Below are 17,828 nucleotides of genomic sequence, written 5' to 3'. Positions count from 1 at the left end.
CCTCACCCGCGCCTTCGGCGCGACCTCTCCCGAAGGGAGAGGTGTTGTCCCGACGCCGCTGCAGCTCACGCCGACCGCGTCACTTCATCAGCGGGATCGAGAATTCCGCACCTTCCTTGACGCCGGACGGCCAGCGCGAGGTCACGGTCTTGGTCTTGGTGTAGAAACGGACCGAATCCGGACCGTGCTGGTTGAGATCGCCGAAGCCCGACTTCTTCCAGCCGCCGAAGGTGTAATAGGCGATCGGAACCGGGATCGGCACGTTGATGCCGACCATGCCGACGTTCACCTTGGCCGCGAAGTCGCGCGCGGCATCGCCGTCGCGGGTGAAGATGGCAACGCCGTTGCCGTAGTCGTGCTCCGACGGCAGCGCCAGCGCTTCCTTGTAATCGTGCGCGCGCACCACCGAGAGCACCGGGCCGAAAATCTCTTCCTTGTAGATCCGCATGTCCTTGGTGACGTTGTCGAACAGCGAGCCGCCAAGATAGAAGCCCTTCTCGTAGCCCTGCATCTTGAAGCCGCGGCCGTCGACCGCGAGCGTGGCGCCTTCCTTGATGCCGATGTCGATGTAGCTCTTGACCTTCTCGACCGCCTCGCGCGTGACCAGCGGACCGTAATCGGCGGACGGATCGATCGAGGTGCCGATCTTGAGGCTCTCGACGCGCGGGATCAGCTTTTCCATCAGCCGATCGGCAGTGGACTTGCCGACGGGGACCGCGACCGAGACAGCCATGCAGCGCTCGCCGGCCGAGCCGTAGCCGGCGCCAATCAGCGCGTCGACCGCCTGGTCCATGTCGGCGTCGGGCATGATGATGGCGTGGTTCTTGGCGCCGCCGAAGCACTGGCAGCGCTTGCCGGTTTGCGCGGCGCGCTCGTAGATGTACTGCGCGATCGGGGTGGAGCCGACGAAGCCGATGGCCTTGATGTCGGGGTCGTCGAGGATGGCGTCGACCGCCTCCTTGTCGCCGTTGACGACATTGAGGATGCCGGCCGGCAGGCCCGCTTCCATCATGAGCTCAGCGAGCAGCATCGGCACGCCGGGATCGCGCTCTGACGGCTTGAGGATGAAGGCGTTGCCGCAGGCGATCGCCGGCGCGAACTTCCACATCGGGATCATCGCCGGAAAATTGAACGGGGTGATGCCGGCGACGACGCCGAGCGGCTGGCGCATCGAATAGATGTCGATGCCGGGACCTGCTCCTTCCGTGTATTCGCCCTTCATCAGGTGCGGGATGCCGCAGGCGAACTCCGCGACCTCGAGGCCACGCTGGATGTCGCCCTTGGCGTCCGGCACGGTCTTGCCGTGCTCGCGGGCCAGCAATTCGGCGAGCTTGTCGTAGTCGCGCTGCACCAGCTCGAGGAACTTCATCATGACGCGGGCGCGGCGCTGCGGGTTGGTGGCGGCCCATTCTGGCTGCGCGGCGCGCGCGTTCTCGACGGCGGCGCGGACCTCGGCCTTGGACGCCAGCGCCACCTTGGCCTGAACGTCACCGGTCATCGGCTCGAAAACGTCGGCGGTGCGGCCAGAGGTGCCCTTGACCTCCTTGCCACCGATGAAATGTCCGATTGAACGCATGGAATGATCTCCTGAGGTCCGAGCCTGAACGCTTTGACAAATCCTATTGACCTGCATTTTATAGGATTCAAGTCTGAGATAATGCACCATAGATGTGCGAAAATGCTGGATCAAGGCGCTATCGACTGGGACGACTTTCGCTTCGTGCTGGCCATCGTGCGGGGCGGCTCGGTCTCGGCTGCGGCCAAACAGCTGGGCGTCGACCATGCCACGGTGATCCGCCGGGTCGACCGGCTGGAAAGGCACCTGTCGGCAAAACTGTTTGACCGGCGCAAGACCGGCTATCTCCTCACCGAGGCCGGCCAGCGCGTCGCCGACAGCGCCGAAGCCATGGAATCCACCATCGTCGCCAACCAGGAGCAGGTCGGCGGCTCGGTGGCGCGGCTGACCGGCACGGTGCGGATCGGGGCACCCGACGGCTTCGGCACCGCCTTCCTGGCGCCGCGGCTGACGCCGTTCGCCGACCGTTATCCCGATCTCGACCTGCAATTGGTGGCGACCGCGCGGCTATTCAGCCTCTCCAAGCGCGAGGCTGACATCGCCATCAGCCTGACCATGCCCAAGGAGGGCCGCATCGTCGGCCGCAAGCTGCTCGACTACCGCCTCGGCCTCTATGCCGCGCCCGCCTATCTCGACCGCTTTCCAATGATCACCTCGCGCGAGGTGCTGCCGCAGCACCGCTTCGTCGGCTACATCGAGGAGCTCCTGTTCACGCCGGAGCTCGATTATCTGCCGCAGGTGTCGCCGCGGATCTCCGCGCGCTTCCGCAGCGCCAATCTGATCGCCCAGCTCAATGCCACGCTCTCCGGTTTCGGCATCGCGGTGCTGCCCCACTTCATGGCGACCGACTATCCGCAACTGGTTCCGGTGCTGCCCGACGAGATCTCGATCACGCGGACGTTCTGGATGCTGATGCACGCCGACAGCAAGGATCTGGCGCGCATCCGCGCGGTGGCGGATTACATCGGCGAGATCGTCGAGCGCGAGCGGGCGTTGTTTGCGGGGCGGTAGCACCGCGTCGTAGTCCTGTAGGGTGGGCAAAGGCGCAGAGCGCCGTGCCCACCATATCTCTCCGATAGCAACGAAGTCGTGGGCACGCTTCCGCCTTCGCTCTTCGAGCTACGGCGGACAAGTCGCTTTGCCCACCCTACAGGACCCCGCCTAGGTCTTCGCCTTCTTCGTCACCGCCACCTTCGGCTCGCGCTTTGCGCCCTCCAGGGCAACGTCCCGGCCCGCCTTCAGCACCTCGTCGGACAGCTCGCTCGACCCCGCGATACGCGCGAGCAGCATGGTGCCGGCCATCGTCGCCAGCGTCGCGATCGCCTGCTTGCGTGCGGCCTTGCGCGGCAGGTTCGGGATGTAGTCCGCCAACAGCTCGATCATCTCGTCGAGCTTGCCGGCAAAGGCCTTGCGCGCCTTCGGGCTCTCGCGGGCGATCTCGGCACCGAGGGCGGGAATCGAGCAGCCATGGCCGGGATTGTCGCGATGCAGCGCCGAGAGATAGGCCTCCGCGATCAGCGCCAGCCGCTTTTCCGGCGAAACCTCGTCGGTGATCTTGCGCCAGTGCTCCATCGAGCGGTCCATCGCATAACCGAACGCCTCGATCACCAGCGCCTCGCGGGAGTCGAAATGCGCGTAGAAGCCGCCATGGGTCAGGCCGGCCTCCTTCATCAGATCGGCGACGCCGATGCCGTGGGCGCCCTTCTCGCGCAGCCGCACGGAAGCCTTCCTGACGATACGGTCGTGGGTTTCCTGCTTGTGTTCCCGGGAATAGCGCATGCGGGTCTCATTGAATGTCGGAAATCATTTCATAACACGCGGAGGCCGAAATGGCTGCATTAATTCATGTTAAGTTGCTGCCGATCATGGAAAAGGTTGCAGTTGCATGCACCGCGAGGGCGCCCTTGCCGTCGCGGACGAAGCCCTCGGTGTAGCTGGTCTGCCGCCCCAGCTTGATCACCTTGCCTTCGGCCGAGATCAGCCCGGAACGGACCGAGAGCGGACGCAGGAACGCCAGCTTCAAGTCCAGGGTCACCGAGCTCTGGCCGGCCTCGAGCCGGGTCGAAATCGCACAGCCCATGGCGGTATCGAGCAGCGCCGCGGCGGTCGCGCCGTGGATGAGGCCGATGGTGTTCTCAAGATCCTCACGCGGCTCCAATTCCATGACAATCCGGCCTGGCTCGACCACGGCCATGGTGAAGCCGATCAGTTTCGCGAAAGGCGGCGGCGGCAGTCGGCCGTCGCGAATGCCCAGCATGGCGTCCATGCCGGACAGCGCCATGGCCGCTCTCGCCACCGGCGCAGGCACCTGCCAGTCCACCACACGCTCACGCCGCTGCGCCGGCGAAAACAGGTCGAGTTGATCGCTAGGGGTCATAGACGCCTCTTTGAATGATGTACGTCATACTACGCCGCGGACTTCGCGCTGGCAACTGGCGACTTGACAAGCCGGGGATTTCGGCCCGGAAGTAACACCGACCGCTGCGCCTTGTGCGCGCCACCAAAGCCGACCGGGATCCCAAGATGGAAATGCTCAACCACCATTGCGGCGTAACGCGCGATGCGCGCGGCGTCGTCCATGTCGCGATCTGCAATGCCGGCCCGCTCAACATTCTCGGCTCGCCGGTGACCGATGCCGTGCGCGAGGGCTTGCAGCAGCTCGGCTCCGACCGCAGCATCCGCGTCGTGGTGCTGCGCGGCGCGAGCGAGAGGAGCATGATCGGCGGCGCCGACATCAAGGAGATGGCAAAACTCGACCAGGCATCGGCCGAGGCCTTCATCAGCCGCCTGCGCGATCTCTGCGAGGCCGTGCGCGCCTTCCCCGCCCCGGTCATCGCGCGGATGCCCGGCTGGTGCCTCGGCGGCGGACTGGAAGTGGCGGCGGCCTGCGACTTCCGGATCGCGGCGCGTGACGCGCATTTCGGCATGCCGGAGGTGCGCGTCGGCATCCCCTCGGTGATCCACGCGGCCCTGCTGCCGCGCCTGATCGGCTGGGCGCGCGCGCGCTGGTTGGTGATGACGGCGGAGAATATCGACGCAGCCACCGCGCTGGCCTGGGGCCTCGTCGACAAGGTCGCGCCGGAGGGCGGGCTCGATGCCGAGGTCGAGCACCTCGTGAAGGCATTGCTTGAATGCGGCCCCGAGGCGCTGCGGTCGCAGAAGGCGCTGCTGCGGCAGTGGGAAGAGCTGCCGCTGACGGAGTCGGTGAACCTGAGCGTGAAGGTGTTCGGCGAGTCGTTTTTGACCGACGAGCCGACGCGGCTGATGGGCGCGTTTGTGAACCGGAAGCGGTAGGCGCACCAAAGACGGTGTCGTGCCCTGCGAAGGCGGGGCATCCAGTACGCCGTGGCTTCTCGGATCTAGCCGCACCGCCTCTGGAATACTGGATCACCCGCCTTCGCGGGTGACGACAGCGTGCCGTGAAGAAGCATTCCCTTCACTCGACCGACCAAATCTCATCCTCATCACGACATTTTCTCATCCCGGCCGCGGTTGCATTTTTTGCGCCGCATCATATGATGACCATAATCTTACCCACCATCGCCAGGGAGTTCCGTCATGGCCGAAGCCGCCGATCCCGTCGTCATCGTCTCCGCCGCCCGTACCCCGCTCGGCCGCTTCATGGGCGAATTGTCGCCGCTTGCCGCGCACAAGCTCGGTTCGCACGTGATCGGGGCGGCGCTGGAGCGCGCCAAGCTCGCGCCGGAGAAGGTCGACGAGGTCTTCATGGGCTGCGTGCTGCCGGCGGGACAAGGCCAGGCGCCGGCGCGGCAGGCGGCCCGCAGCGCCGGCTTGCCCGATGCCACCGGCGCCACCACCGTCAACAAGGTCTGCGGCTCCGGCATGAAGGCGACCATGCTGGCGCATGACATCATCCGCGCCGGCTCGGCCGACATCGTCGTCTCCGGCGGCATGGAGAGCATGAGCAATGCGCCATATCTGCTGGCCAAGGCGCGCGGCGGCTATCGCGTCGGCCATGACCGTATCATCGATCACATGATGATGGACGGCCTGGAGGATGCCTACGAAACCGGCCGCTCCATGGGCGATTTCGGCGAGGCCACCGCGGAAGCCTACCAGTTCACCCGCAAGGACCAGGACGCCTACGCCATGGAGACGCTCACCCGCGCCCGCAAGGCGGTCGAGGGCGGCGCGTTCAAGGCCGAGATCGCGCCGATCACGCTGAGCGAGAAGGCGGGCCCCCGCATCGTTTCCAATGACGAGCATCCGTTGAAGGTCGACCCCGCCAAGATTCCGGGCCTCAAGCCTGCATTCCGCGCCAACGGCACGATCACGCCGGCGGCCTCCTCCGCCAATGCCGACGGAGCCGCGGCCCTGGTGCTGACCAAACGCTCGCTTGCCGATCGGAACGGGCTGCCGGTTCTCGCCGAGATCCGGGGTCACGCCACCCACAGCCAGGAGCCGCAATGGTTCACCACGGCGCCGATCCCGGCGATCCGCAAGCTGCTGGACAAGGTCGGCTGGGCTACCTCCGACGTCGACCTGTTCGAGATCAACGAGGCCTTCGCCGTGGTGGCGATGGCGGCGCAGCGCGATCTCGGCATTCCCCGCGAAAAGCTGAACGTCAACGGCGGCGCCTGCGCGCTCGGCCATCCCATCGGCGCCACCGGCGCGCGGTTGATCGTGACGCTGCTGCATGCGCTGGAGGCGCAGAACCTCAGGCGCGGCGTCGCCGCGCTGTGCATCGGCGGCGGCGAGGCCACGGCCATCGCCGTCGAGCGGCCGGTCCGCTGACCTCGATGTCTGAAATTGAGGGAAGTCTGGCATTTCAGACTTTCCTCGCCTGTGCCAGATTGCAACGATGATGCGGGTCCCCATGGGGCTCGACAACCATGATTGAGGCCCGATGATCTCGAACTGGCTCGCGGCAGCACTGTCCCGCCGCAACATCCATTACGGTTGGGTGATGGTCGGCGTCACCTTCCTTGCCGCGCTGATCAGCGCCGGCACGGTCGGCGCGCCCGGCGTGTTCATCGTTCCGCTGCAGAAGGAGTTCGGCTGGAGCACGGCGGAAATTTCCTCGGCGCTGTCGATCCGCTTCATCCTGTTCGGACTGATGGCGCCGTTCGCGGCCGCCCTGCTCAACCGCTATGGCCTGCGCAACGTCACGCTGGTTGCGCAGCTGATCGTCGTCTCGGCCCTCGTCGCCTCGCTCGGCATGACCGAGGTCTGGCAGCTCATCGCGCTCTGGGGCGTCGTGATCGGGATCGGCACCGGCATGACCGCCCTGGTGCTGGGCGCGACGATCGCGACGCGCTGGTTCGCGGCAAGACGCGGCCTCGTCGTCGGCATCATGACCGCGAGCGTCGCCACCGGCCAGCTCGTGTTCCTGCCGCTGCTCGCGAGCCTCACCGAACGCTACGGCTGGCGGCTCGCGCTCGGCTTTGTCTGCGTCATGCTCGGCGTTTCCGCACTGGCCGTACTGCTCGCAATGCGCGACCGGCCGAGCGATGTCGGCCAGCGTCCGTTCGGCGACGAAGGCACCGAACCCCTGCCCGCGCCGCCCGTCAGCCACGGCTCGATCACCGCGGTGGCGCTCGGCACGCTGGCCGACGCCTCGAAGTCGACCGCGTTCTGGATCCTGTTTGCGACCTTCTTCGTCTGCGGTGCCTCGACCAACGGCCTGGTCCAGGTGCACCTGATCCCGATGTGCCTCGATTTCGGCATCCCTCAGGTGCAGGCCGCTAGCCTGCTCGCCGCGATGGGCATCTTCGACTTCTTCGGCACCATCATGTCGGGCTGGCTGTCGGACCGCTACGACAACCGCCATCTGCTGTTCTGGTATTACGGCCTGCGCGGGCTCTCGCTGATCTTCCTGCCCTTCACCGATTTCTCGTTCTACGGCCTCTCGCTCTTCGCGCTGTTCTACGGGCTCGACTGGATCGCGACCGTGCCGCCCACGGTGCGGCTCACCGCGCAGAAATTCGGCCCCGAGCGCGCCAACCTGGTGTTCGGCTGGATCTTCGCCGGCCATCAGCTCGGCGCCGGCGCCGCGGCGTTCGGGGCAGGCTTCTCGCGAACAGTCTATCAGAGCTACCTGCCCGCGTTCTTCATCGCCGGCGCGCTCTGCGTGTTCGCCGCCCTGATCGTGCTGGCGCTGTCGCGGCAACCGAAGACCGAGCCGAAGCCGGCGATGGCGTAAGGTCGTGGAGGCCATTGAGCTCCTGGTGCGCAACGTGCACCGGGAGACGGGAACCGACAACTCGTCTCGTCATTGCGAGCGCAAGCGAAGCAATCCAGTCTGTTTCCGCGGAGGGAGGCTGCAAGGGCGCGGATGGCTAAGACAAACCCGACCCATGACGCTGCCGGTGCAGTGCCCCTTCACATGCGATGATCCGCCTACCCCGGCCCCGGCATGTTGCCTGCGAACTGCGGATAGCATTCGCGCAGCTCCTCGCGGATCCGGCCCCGGATCAAGGCCAGCGTCGCCTCATCCGGCGACGGCGTCGTGACATCACATTGCTCGTTGTCGTAGGCGAAGCCCGTGGTGCCGCGAATGTCGCGCCAGTCATATCCGGGATGGGTGCTCTCGAGGCGAAAGCGTCCCGCCTCGCGCGCGAAGGAAAACAACGCCGCGTTGGTCAGCAGCGCATGCGGGCCGCCGCGCCGATAGACCGTCTCGTCGGTGACGCCAGGCGCAGACACGAAGTCGACGCGCTCCACCAGGGAGCGCAGGCTGTGCTCTTCCCGAAACAGGACGACCCGCGGAACGAGGAAATAGAGGTAGGCGGAGCCGAACGAGCCGGGCCACCTGACCGGATTGTTCGGATAGTCGCCGGTGCCGACGAGATTGACGTTGCCCTGGCCGTCGATCTGGCCGCCGCCAAGGAAAAAGGCGTCGAGGCGTCCCTGCGCGGCGCAATCGAACAGCTCCTCAGCACCGCCGGTGAACGAATTGTGCTTGACCGAGCCGAGGATCGAGACCTGCAGGCGCTCCAGTCCGTCACGCTCGTTGAGCGCACGCAGCAGCATCGCTCCCGCCGCGGGCATCGGCGAGGATTGACCGACCGCAACATGCCGCACGCCTTTCAGCAGCCGCGAGATCGTGTAGATCATCAACTCGCGGCTGGTGCACGGCTCGCTCATGCCGCGCTCCTCGAACACCGGATGTAGGCCTGGAAGCCTTCCGGCGAGCGCGCCGCGCGCGCGTACTTCTCGACCTCCTGCCCGTCCCTGGGATATTCGGCGTAGAGCCCGGTGGGCCACCCGCCGTTCTTCAGCTCCGCCACCGCGCTGACGTAGATCGCCGGCAGGACGCCCGCGGCCATCTTCTCGTCGTCGAGCAGCGAGACCTCGGAAATGCGCTCGACGGTCACGAAGGCCTGCTTCGACGCGTGCGCGAGCAGCATCACCTCGCGCCGGCGCCCCAGCCGGACGTTGCCGAACCGGTCCGCTTCGGGCGCATGAAACAAGGCGATGTCGGGCTGGATCGCCGAGACCGCCACGATCTTCTCGCCGTCATCGAACGGATTGGAGATCAGCTTCCAATCGTCCCGTTTCTTCAGGACGTCACTGCCGATGATGCCGCGGATCGGCATGAACGGAACGCCCTTCTCGGCGGCCGACAGGCCTGCGAACACCGCGGGACAGGTCGCGTCGCGAAGGCGAATCGCTCCGTCGCGGACGGCCCGGCTGAAACATGGCGCGCCGCCCGCCTCGCCGAGACTGACCGCGCTGGTCTCCAGCGTCGCCACGGCACCGGCGCCGATGAGCATGTCGACCTGCATGCCGCCGATCGGCGCACAGACCACGTGCAGATCGCGGATGCCGCGCTCGATCAGCATCCGAACCAATCCCGGCGCCGCAGCGTAGTCGTCCGGTGCCAGACCAAGCTTGCACCCCGAGGGTATCATCTCCGCCATCTTCTGCGGCGTTACGAAATCCGTCATCTCTCCACCTCTCCCTCGCTTCCCAGGAGGCCGATCGAACAGGATCGACTTCCGGCTTCGCCCGCGGCACCTGAGCCGCGCGCCCCCGATCGTGAACGTGCGGACCCGGTCAGCCGCGTCCCATGCCGTAGAACTCCGCGTTCGGACGCATGCTGGTGACGTTGGCAAGCCGGTTGGAGAGGCCGAAGAAGGCCGTGATCGCGGCAATGTCCCAGACGTCCTCTTCCGTGAACCCGTGCGATTTCAGCGTGGCGAAATCGGATTCGGACACCTTGTAGGCCTCCGTCGAGACGCGGACGGCGAAGTCGAGCATCGCCTTCTGCCGATCGGTAATGTCCGCCTTGCGGTAATTGACCGCGACCTGATCGGCGATCAACGGATCCTTGGCGCGGATGCGCAGGATCGCGCCATGCGCGATGACGCAATATTGGCATTGATTGAGGTTGCTGGTCGCAACCACGATCATTTCCCGCTCGGCCTTGGTGAGGTTGCCCGGCTTGTCCATGAGCGCGTCGTGGTAGGCGAAGAAGGCGCGAAACTCGTCCGGCCGGTGCGCGAGCACCAGAAAGACGTTCGGAATGAAGCCGGACTTCTCCTGGACGGCCAGGATACGGGCCCGAATGTCGTCCGGCATGTCGGCGAGATCAGGGACAGGAAAGCGACTGATGGCAGGTGCCTGGGTCATGGCCTCAATTTCCTTAGGGCTGGTCCGTGGGAATTACTCCCCGTCGCCTTCTTCATGTCCTTGCGGCCGGGCCGTTGCAAGAAACCCACGGATGAATGCGTCGAGCGCGTCGGGGCGTCGTTCCAGCTTCGCCCGCGGCACCGTCCCCTCCCGGCCGATCCAGAAGAAATGCGCAAGGCCAACAATCAATGCCCGCTTCGATGTCGCAAGGCAATGCGGGTTGCTGTAGACCAGCCCCGCGCGCCGGTGGCGGTCTGGAGCACCGACAGTCCCCGCAGCATCAAGGGCCGGGCTTGTCCGGGCCATCCACGCCATTCCACGCAGCACAAAGAACGTGGATGCCCGGGCCTTCGCCGCGCCGAAGCGGCTTCGGCCGCGCAGGCGGGACAAGCCCGGGCACGACGCCGCTGCTAAATTCTAGCCGTGATTGCCCTGCCCGCTCCCGCGAGACTAACAGGTCTTCTGCTGCAAATGCTGGACGCAGGTGCAGGTGGTCACCCCTGTTCCATATTTCACGTCGTAATACGGAAAGCTGGTGGAGCCGCTCGGGCCGTTGGTCGAGCAGCGCGGAAATAGATAATAGCTGTCGGACAGCTTGACGGTGCCCGCGATGGTGAAGCCGAGATTGGGCGTGTAGTCGTAGGACACCTCGCTCAGGATGAGAGAGATATTGGCATTGGTGGTGCCGCCCGGTGCGGTAAAGGACGACAAGGTCATCTGCTGACCGACGGTTCGTGCGCCCGAGGCGCTTGTCGACTTGCTCCATCGCACCGTCGCATTGCCGTTGCTGTCGGTCGAGACCTGCGAGACCGTGATCGTCATCAGGGACGTGCTGCCATTCTTGACGGGATACGGCGCCATGATGGCAGTCGCAGCCGCGAGAATGCCATCCATTTGAGTCGTGCTGACGGCCGTGTTCTGCGTGATCATGTCGGCAACACTGTGCGCGGTGGCGCTGACCTTGACGTTCATGGAGAGCGCGTTGCCGAGCTCGACGCCGCCGACATAGAGCAACAGCATGAACGGCGTCACGATGGCGAACTCGGTCGCCGCAACGGCGCGAACATCGGTCAACAGGTGACGGGCGCGGGACGACAGGGCGGAGATCATCGGATGGCTCATGGCTCGTTCTGGAACGCGGCGGACGACATGATCAGCCGGTTGCCGTTGCTGAGGTTCGACAGGTTGAAACCGAGCGGACCGAGGACGACCGGCCACTCGTACATGATGCGGAGCACGACGATATCGCCGGGCTGACCCGGGTTGTATTGCCAGACGTTGGAGACCTTGCCCGAGCCGTCGTAGGTCAGGGTCGGCATCGCCGTGTTTGCGGAGGTCCACGAGGTCGCGACTTGCATGTCGACCATCATGCCGCTGCAGTTGAACAGGATCAGGATCTGGTCGCAGACCTTCTGCTTGAAGACGGCCTGGGTCATGTTCGCGGATTGGACCTGCCCGGTCATGACGAGGCGCGCCGACTGCCGCACGATGGATTCGAGCGTCTGCTGGGCGAAGAAGACCAGAAAGGTCTGGATCAGCGCGATGACGAGGGCGAGAAACGGCGCGGCGACGAGCGCGAACTCGACCGCCGTGGCGCCCCTGCTATCCCGCGCGAAACCGGCGCAGCGATCGCGGCGTCTCCTCATTGTGGCGGGGGATCCGGACATGGCCTCTTCCTACTGCACGAGGCTGGCCGTGCTGGACGCAACCTTGATGAACAGGTCCGTCAGTGCCTTGCTGATGTCGCCGCCATTCTGAACGTTTGCGTACAGGCCCGGCGACGCACAGGATTTAAGCCGTTGTGCGATCGTGCCCGTCGACGAGGTCGGGTTGTTGAACTGCGCGATCCGGCCGTTGTACCAGCCGTCGCTCGGCAGTTGCAGATACTCGGTGTAGAGGACCGCGATACGGATGTTCCGACTCTTGATGGTATCGCATACAGCGGTGTTGAGCGGTTGCTGGCATCGCAAAGTCGAGGTGTTGGCCTGCGGAAGCGGATAGGTGGCACTGGGATCGCAGCTGCCTCCCGTCTTTGGAATCAGCTTGTCCTCGACGCCGTCGGTGACAAGGAAGACCACTTCCTGCGGCGTACCGGCCGCGGTACCGTCGCCGGGATTGGGCATGACGGCATTGAGGTCCGTCAGCCCCTTCGAGATGTCGGTGCCGTAGTCGGTCGTGTAGATGCAGGCGCCCTTGCTGTCGAGAACGGGGCAGTTCTGATGGTCGACCTTCAGCAGCTGAATGTTGCCGATCTTCGTGCCGGCGGTGGTCGGGGTGGTCAGCGTCTGGATCGTATTCAAGGCGTAGTCGAAGGTGTAGATGGCGGCCTTGTAGGTCGTATTGTTGATCGCCGACATGCACTGCATAACGCCGCCCGTGGTGCCCGACTGCGGACAGGTCCACGGCCCGACCATCAATTGCTTGACGGCGTTGGTCACGAGATCGATCCGCAACGTGATGTTGTTCGCACGTGCGACCGTGAGATTGTCCTTGTTCGTCGAGCTGGGGTTTGCATTGTTGGGATGGGCCTCGTGGCAGGCGAATGCGCAATTCTTCGCGTAAGTGGGCTGGTTCTTCGTGGCGAGAACCATGTTGTCGATGTCTTTCTGGGTGGCCGCCAGCGCCATCGACGGAGAATCGTCCAGCAACAGGTAGAAATTCATGTTGGGGGCGCTGGACGCCTGCGCCGTCGCCGAACCCGCCACCTTCCAGGTCTGCTTGCCGAGCACGCCGGGGAAATTGTTGACCGATTCCGCAGCGTAAGCCACCGTGATGGTCCGCGACAGACCGACATCCGTGACCGTGACCGTCGGCGTCGGCACGGTGGCGAGCCCGGGAAGTTTCGCCTTCGCAGCGAAGACGGCAGCCGCCGTGTTCCGGATGGTGGCCTCGTCGGTCTGCGTCAGCATCGCGGGGCGCACGGCTGCGATCGCGGCCGCATCGGCGGCTGCGTTCAGCTGCTCGCGCTTGCGCAAAGCCAGCGTGTAGTCGAGCGTCATGCCCAGGAGAAAGATGATAGGAACCATCGTCAGCGCGAAGATGATGGCGACGTTGGCCTTCCGGTCTGTCGCGAAACAGAGCATTGCGCGGCGGAGCATGTCGTTCATCCTGGCCGCCGTCGTTGCGGCAGCGGTCCTTTCCTTGAAATCGCCGGACGAGGCCGCCGGGTTTCGATCCCTGCGCTCGCCCGTCACAGGCGGGATATGACGATGGCTCTCTTAATCAACGCTTACGGACAATCCGCAAAGAACAGCCGAAGCGGACCGGGATGTCTCATATCGAGAAGGCATCATTAATGTCGCTTGAATCCGGTCGCAGACATTGGCGCTAAACCCTAAGCATCGCCCCGTAGAAAACCGGAGTGACGTGCCGGCCGGCGGAGTGCCGCAGTCGCCCGGGTGCGGCCCGGATCAAACGGGAAATCCGAAGACGACCCCATGCCGCCTGCGCAGGCCTGCCCGTCTGGACACCCCGGGTGAGAGACATTTTGCCGTTAGACTCCACGGCGCAAACGTGGACAATGCTCTTACGCACGCCGCGTGCGCAGTGCACATCAAGATGCGCCAGGGGAAACAAATGCCGGTTGCCGGTCCGTCGTCCGAACCCATCATTCCAACCGTTCCGCTCACCGTCCCATTGCGCGATTCGCTGCGCGCGATCGTGGGTGAGAAAGGCCTTATCGAGGACGCGCACGGCATGCAGCCGTTCGTGACGGATTGGCGCGGATTGCTGGCTGGAAACGCCGGCGCGGTGGTTCGCCCCGGCAGCACCGAGGAAGTCGCGGCGGTGGTCCGGCTCTGCCACGAGCATGGGATCGCGATCGTGCCGCAGGGTGGAAACACCGGCCTGATGGGCGGCGCCACGCCCTGGCCCGCGCACACCGGCATCGTGCTGTCGCTCGGCCGCATGAACCGCGTGCTGGACATTGATGCCACCGGATACACTATGACGGTCGAGGCCGGCTGCGTGCTGCAGACCCTGCAGGAGACGGCAAGCCGGCACGACCGGTTCCTGCCCCTCAGCCTCGGCGCCCAGGGCTCGTGCATGATCGGCGGCAATCTGTCGACCAACGCCGGCGGCGTGCAGGTGCTCCGCTATGGCAATGCCCGCAATCTCGTGCTGGGTCTCGAGGTCGTGCTGCCGAGCGGCGAGGTCTGGGACGGCTTGCGCGCGCTCAAGAAGGACAATACGGGCTACGACCTCAAGCACCTCTTCATGGGCGCCGAAGGAACGCTCGGTATCATCACCAAGGCCGTGCTCAAGCTGTGGCCGGCGCCCAAGGACGTCTGCACGTCATGGCTGGCGATCCGGGATCCGCGCGCGGCGCTGGAGATCCTGTCGGAGGCCCACAGCGCATCCGAGGACAATGTCGGCTCCTGCGAGCTGATGAGCCGCGCCGCCGTCGACATGGTGCTTCGTAACATCCCCGGCACGCAGGATCCGCTCAAGGCGGACACGCCATGGTACCTCCTGCTCGAATGGTCGTCCGCGCGGGCGCGGCAGGACGGGACCGGCGGCATCGCCGAGAAGATGGAGCAGTTTCTCGCCGATCAACTCGAGGCCGGACGCGTGATCGACGCGGTCGTCGCCCAGACCGGACAGCAATCGCAGAACATGTGGCGCATCAGGGAGAGCGTCGCAGGGGCCTCGCGCGCCGAGGGGCCTGGGCTGAGCTACGACATCTCGGTGGCGATCTCCCGGATTCCGGAGTTCATCGATCTCGGGCTCAAGGCCGTGCTCGACATTCTCCCGACCATCCGGCCCTATCCTTTGGGGCACATCGGCGACGGCAATCTGCATTTCTCATTCATGGCCCCGGTGGGCATGGACCAGCAGACGCTGACGCAATACAAGGCCGCCATCACGCGGGCGGTGAACGACCTCATCACGTCCATGGACGGCTCGATCTCGGCCGAGCACGGTATCGGCATCGACAAGCTGGACGAGCTCAGCCACTATCGCTCCAAGACCGAACTCGACATCATGCGCACCATCAAGCGCGCGCTCGATCCGCAGAACATCATGAATCCCGGCAAGGTGCTGCGGCTGGGGTGAACGCCGCGCACCTTCGCCATCGTCTCAGCCGTGCGGATTGACGACTGTGTAGCCCCGCAGCGAGCGCGCGTGGATTCGCGTGGCGCGCCCGCCGGAATTGGCGTCGTACGCCATCCACGTGTCGCCGCCGAGATGCTGCTCCAGAACGAAGACATGGCCGCGGCGCGCCGCGACCATTCCCGGCGCCGGGGCCGCGCGCGGAAAGCGCAGCCAGTTGGACGCGAGATTCAATTCCGGCACAACACGGCCGAACACGCGCAAGGACGCACCGCAGCCGCAGAATGACGACGGGCAGCCGGCCGGGCGCCCCCCGACGACGCGCTCGCCGGAGACGCTGATCGTCGTGGCGGCGTTGCCGGTATCGGTCACGGTCATTTGCATCGAGCGATAGGCCTGCAAGGAAGCCTTCGGCAATGAAGCTCTCTGGATTGAAACCCCGGGAGCCCGCTCGCGACGCACCTGCGAGTGCGAGAAATCGCAGGGCATGGTGACGTTGCATTCGGGCGCTTGGACGATGCGATAGGGCCGCGCCTCGGCAGCGGCGGACATGGCTATAACGACGACGCACGCAGAAACAACTTGTCTTATCATTGCAGGACTCTTGGTTGGAGGGTCCTGCCCCGCTGCGGAGAAACCAATATTGGTTTGTCCGAAATGGGCCGAAAGGGCGGCAAAAAAAGCCTTTTACTTACGCCCTTTAACTTAGGTTATGTTCATATCGCGCCAAAGCCGCGCATGCGCATGGGCTCAACCGGGCTGCATGATCGCAGCCGCGATCTTCTCCGCCGACATCAACACCGGAAAATTGGTGTTGGCGCACGGCACCACCGGGAAGATGGAGGCGTCGACGACGCGCAGGCCCTGGATGCCCTTGACGCGGCCCTGGTTGTCGACCACCGCCATCGGATCGTCCGCGCGGCCCATGCGGCATGAACAGGAGGCGTGCCAGACGCCGATGGTGGCCTTGCGCACGAAGGCCTCCAGCGCATCGTCGTCGTTCATGACCTGATCGAAGGTGAAGCCTTCGACCACGAAATTGTCGATCATGTAATGGCGCAGCGCCGCCGGCCCGTCCATCAGGGCCGCGGCAATCGCGGTGAGGATCTTGTTCTTTGTGTTGACCACGCCGATCTTGCGCACCTTGTCGGTGTAGGCGGCCGGAAACGGCTTGTCCGTCACCTTCCTGACGACGTCGCTCATCTGGATCGCCGCCATCTTGCGAAAGCCGCTCATCAGGCGATCGAGATCGCGCCGGTCGGACAACAGGTTGAATTCGACGATCGGCTCGGCGGAGGGATCGCGCGAGGCGAGCTTCACCTGTCCGGTCTCCGAATAGGTCTTGTTGACGAAGGTCAGCAGCGAGCCGATCTGCTCACCAACCGCGTGCCAGGCCGATTTGGAGAGCAGGACCACGAACATGTCGCCCTTCGGCACACCGGCAAGACCCGAGGAGTAGCGCAGGCCCAGCTGCATGTGGCGCCTGGTGTGCTCGTTCATGCGCGCACCGCGGCGAACGAAGGAGGACAGCGAGATCGAGGGATGATCCATCAGGCGCTGGCCGACGCCCGGCAGTCCCATCAGCACCGGAATGCCCAAGTCCTTGAGATGGCCGACCGGCCCGATGCCGGCACGCAACAGATGCGCCGGCGAATGGATGGCGCCGCTGGAGAGGATGATCTCGCGTCCGCGGAATTCCTGCTCGCGTCCGTCGACGACGGCCTTCACGCCGACGCATTGCGTGCCTTCGAACAAGAGCTCGCGCACCTGCGTGTTGGTGGAGATCGTGAGATTGGCGCGCTTGCGGGTGTCGCGATCAAGATAACCCATCGCGGCCGAGACGCGCTGCTCGGCCTGGTTGGAGTGCGTCACCGGGAAGAAGCCGTCGACGAACTCGCCGTTCTGGTCCGGCAGGAACTGATGGCCGGCCTGCTGGAAGGCTTCGGCGAATGCCTGGGAATGCTTGGTCCAGTGCTCCCTCGGGATACGGCGAACCGGGATCTTGCCGTCCTTGCCGTGATAGGGACCGTCGAAATCGAGGTCGCGCTCGACCTTCTTGAAGAAGGGCAGCACCTCGTTCCACGTCCATCCTTCGGCGCCGCGCGCGTCCCATTCGTCGTAATCGGTCGGTGCGCCGCGATTGGCCATCTGGCCGTTGATCGAGGAGCCGCCGCCGAGCACGCGCGCCTGCTCGTATTTGCGCAAGGGTGGCCGCGCCTCGTTCGGATTGTTGTGGCTGACGACCTGGGTCGTGACCTTGAGCTCGGTCCAGTGGAAGCGCGGATCGAAATAGGCGGTGCCCGGATAGCTGTCCCGAATTTCAGCCGGCTCGTTGCCGGGCGGCGTGTCCTGTCCGGCCTCGCACAGCAGGACCCTGTTGGCGCTTCTGGCCGAAAGCCGGTGCGCCAGCACGGACCCTGCCGAGCCGCCGCCGACGATGATGAAGTCGTACACGATTGGCGTTTCCTGTTGTTCTTGTTGGGCGAGCTTAGCCCGTTATTGTTTTGCTGTGGAAGGATCTCGAACTGCGTCGGCGCCCACTTCTCTCGTGTCCCGGACGCGCTGCAACGCCTCGGGCGTTGCGGCGCAGAGCTGGGACCCAGGA

Annotated in this window: 17 protein-coding genes; 5 read left to right on the top strand and 12 right to left on the bottom strand. The window is 65.0% G+C overall.

The features are described from left to right. Positions 1-79 precede the first annotated feature (79 nt). Positions 80-1,576 carry a CoA-acylating methylmalonate-semialdehyde dehydrogenase gene (locus DCM79_RS31310; protein ID WP_028135797.1) on the bottom strand — a complete coding sequence of 499 codons (1,497 nt, stop codon included), beginning with the start codon at positions 1,574-1,576 and terminating at the stop codon, positions 80-82. Between the two features lie 102 nt (positions 1,577-1,678). Between DCM79_RS31310 and DCM79_RS31305 the strand changes: the two genes are divergently transcribed. Next, positions 1,679-2,587, top strand: coding sequence for a LysR family transcriptional regulator (locus tag DCM79_RS31305; protein ID WP_257177864.1), 909 nt, complete (start codon positions 1,679-1,681; stop codon positions 2,585-2,587). A gap of 150 nt (positions 2,588-2,737) precedes the next feature. Here the strand turns inward: DCM79_RS31305 and DCM79_RS31300 are convergent, their stop codons facing one another. Then, the gene (locus DCM79_RS31300) at positions 2,738-3,355 is read right to left on the bottom strand and encodes a TetR/AcrR family transcriptional regulator (RefSeq protein WP_257177863.1); all 618 of its coding nucleotides are present in this window, start codon (positions 3,353-3,355) and stop codon (positions 2,738-2,740) included. Between the two features lie 64 nt (positions 3,356-3,419). Beyond that, a complete protein-coding gene (locus DCM79_RS31295) occupies positions 3,420-3,953 on the bottom strand; it encodes a PaaI family thioesterase (protein ID WP_257177862.1) in 534 nt (177 codons plus the stop codon). A 146-nt stretch (positions 3,954-4,099) separates the two neighbouring features. Here DCM79_RS31295 and DCM79_RS31290 point away from each other — a divergent pair, with 146 nt between their 5' ends. The 3 genes from DCM79_RS31290 to DCM79_RS31280 all read left to right on the top strand — a co-directional run bounded on the left by DCM79_RS31290 (position 4,100) and on the right by DCM79_RS31280 (position 7,739). Next, positions 4,100-4,870 (top strand): enoyl-CoA hydratase, encoded by a 771-nt coding sequence (locus DCM79_RS31290; protein ID WP_257177861.1) that lies wholly within the window; start codon positions 4,100-4,102, stop codon positions 4,868-4,870. Between the two features lie 264 nt (positions 4,871-5,134). Then, a complete protein-coding gene (locus DCM79_RS31285; protein ID WP_257177860.1) occupies positions 5,135-6,331 on the top strand; it encodes an acetyl-CoA C-acyltransferase in 1,197 nt (398 codons plus the stop codon). Positions 6,332-6,443: 112 nt separating this feature from the next. Continuing rightward, positions 6,444-7,739: an MFS transporter gene (locus tag DCM79_RS31280; RefSeq protein WP_257177859.1), complete on the top strand. Its 1,296-nt coding sequence runs from the start codon at positions 6,444-6,446 to the stop codon at positions 7,737-7,739. Positions 7,740-7,936: 197 nt separating this feature from the next. Here the strand turns inward: DCM79_RS31280 and DCM79_RS31275 are convergent, their stop codons facing one another. The 7 genes from DCM79_RS31275 to DCM79_RS31245 all read right to left on the bottom strand — a co-directional run bounded on the left by DCM79_RS31275 (position 7,937) and on the right by DCM79_RS31245 (position 13,269). Then, complete coding sequence (locus DCM79_RS31275; RefSeq protein ID WP_257177858.1) at positions 7,937-8,683, bottom strand: CoA-transferase; 747 nt, start codon at positions 8,681-8,683, stop codon at positions 7,937-7,939. Next, positions 8,680-9,486: a CoA transferase subunit A gene (locus DCM79_RS31270; protein WP_257177857.1), complete on the bottom strand. Its 807-nt coding sequence runs from the start codon at positions 9,484-9,486 to the stop codon at positions 8,680-8,682. Before DCM79_RS31270 ends, DCM79_RS31275 begins: the two co-directional genes overlap by 4 nt. A 109-nt stretch (positions 9,487-9,595) precedes the next feature. Next, positions 9,596-10,171: a peroxidase-related enzyme gene (locus tag DCM79_RS31265; RefSeq protein ID WP_257177856.1), complete on the bottom strand. Its 576-nt coding sequence runs from the start codon at positions 10,169-10,171 to the stop codon at positions 9,596-9,598. Between the two features lie 33 nt (positions 10,172-10,204). Next, positions 10,205-10,561 carry a TetR family transcriptional regulator C-terminal domain-containing protein gene (locus DCM79_RS31260; RefSeq protein ID WP_257177855.1) on the bottom strand — a complete coding sequence of 119 codons (357 nt, stop codon included), beginning with the start codon at positions 10,559-10,561 and terminating at the stop codon, positions 10,205-10,207. A 60-nt stretch (positions 10,562-10,621) separates the two neighbouring features. Further along, complete coding sequence (locus tag DCM79_RS31255; protein WP_257180907.1) at positions 10,622-11,281, bottom strand: TadE/TadG family type IV pilus assembly protein; 660 nt, start codon at positions 11,279-11,281, stop codon at positions 10,622-10,624. 8 nt (positions 11,282-11,289) lie between these two features. Next, positions 11,290-11,817 (bottom strand): TadE/TadG family type IV pilus assembly protein, encoded by a 528-nt coding sequence (locus DCM79_RS31250; RefSeq protein ID WP_257177854.1) that lies wholly within the window; start codon positions 11,815-11,817, stop codon positions 11,290-11,292. 30 nt (positions 11,818-11,847) lie between these two features. Next, entirely contained in the window at positions 11,848-13,269 is a 1,422-nt protein-coding gene (locus DCM79_RS31245) for a TadE/TadG family type IV pilus assembly protein (protein WP_257177853.1), read from the bottom strand. A 478-nt stretch (positions 13,270-13,747) separates the two neighbouring features. Between DCM79_RS31245 and DCM79_RS31240 the strand changes: the two genes are divergently transcribed. Then, positions 13,748-15,226 (top strand): FAD-binding oxidoreductase, encoded by a 1,479-nt coding sequence (locus tag DCM79_RS31240; RefSeq protein WP_257177852.1) that lies wholly within the window; start codon positions 13,748-13,750, stop codon positions 15,224-15,226. 24 nt (positions 15,227-15,250) lie between these two features. Here the strand turns inward: DCM79_RS31240 and DCM79_RS31235 are convergent, their stop codons facing one another. Both DCM79_RS31235 and DCM79_RS31230 read right to left on the bottom strand, forming a co-directional pair. Next, positions 15,251-15,625, bottom strand: a complete 375-nt coding sequence (locus DCM79_RS31235; RefSeq protein WP_306556657.1) for a hypothetical protein — start codon at positions 15,623-15,625, stop codon at positions 15,251-15,253. 348 nt (positions 15,626-15,973) lie between these two features. After that, the gene (locus DCM79_RS31230) at positions 15,974-17,677 is read right to left on the bottom strand and encodes a GMC family oxidoreductase (RefSeq protein ID WP_257177850.1); all 1,704 of its coding nucleotides are present in this window, start codon (positions 17,675-17,677) and stop codon (positions 15,974-15,976) included. Between the last annotated feature and the right edge of the window lie 151 nt (positions 17,678-17,828).

It is taken from the genome of Bradyrhizobium sp. WBOS07 (assembly GCF_024585165.1).
Taxonomy (GTDB): domain Bacteria; phylum Pseudomonadota; class Alphaproteobacteria; order Rhizobiales; family Xanthobacteraceae; genus Bradyrhizobium; species Bradyrhizobium japonicum_B.
This window is presented reverse-complemented; position numbering and strand designations above follow the sequence as displayed.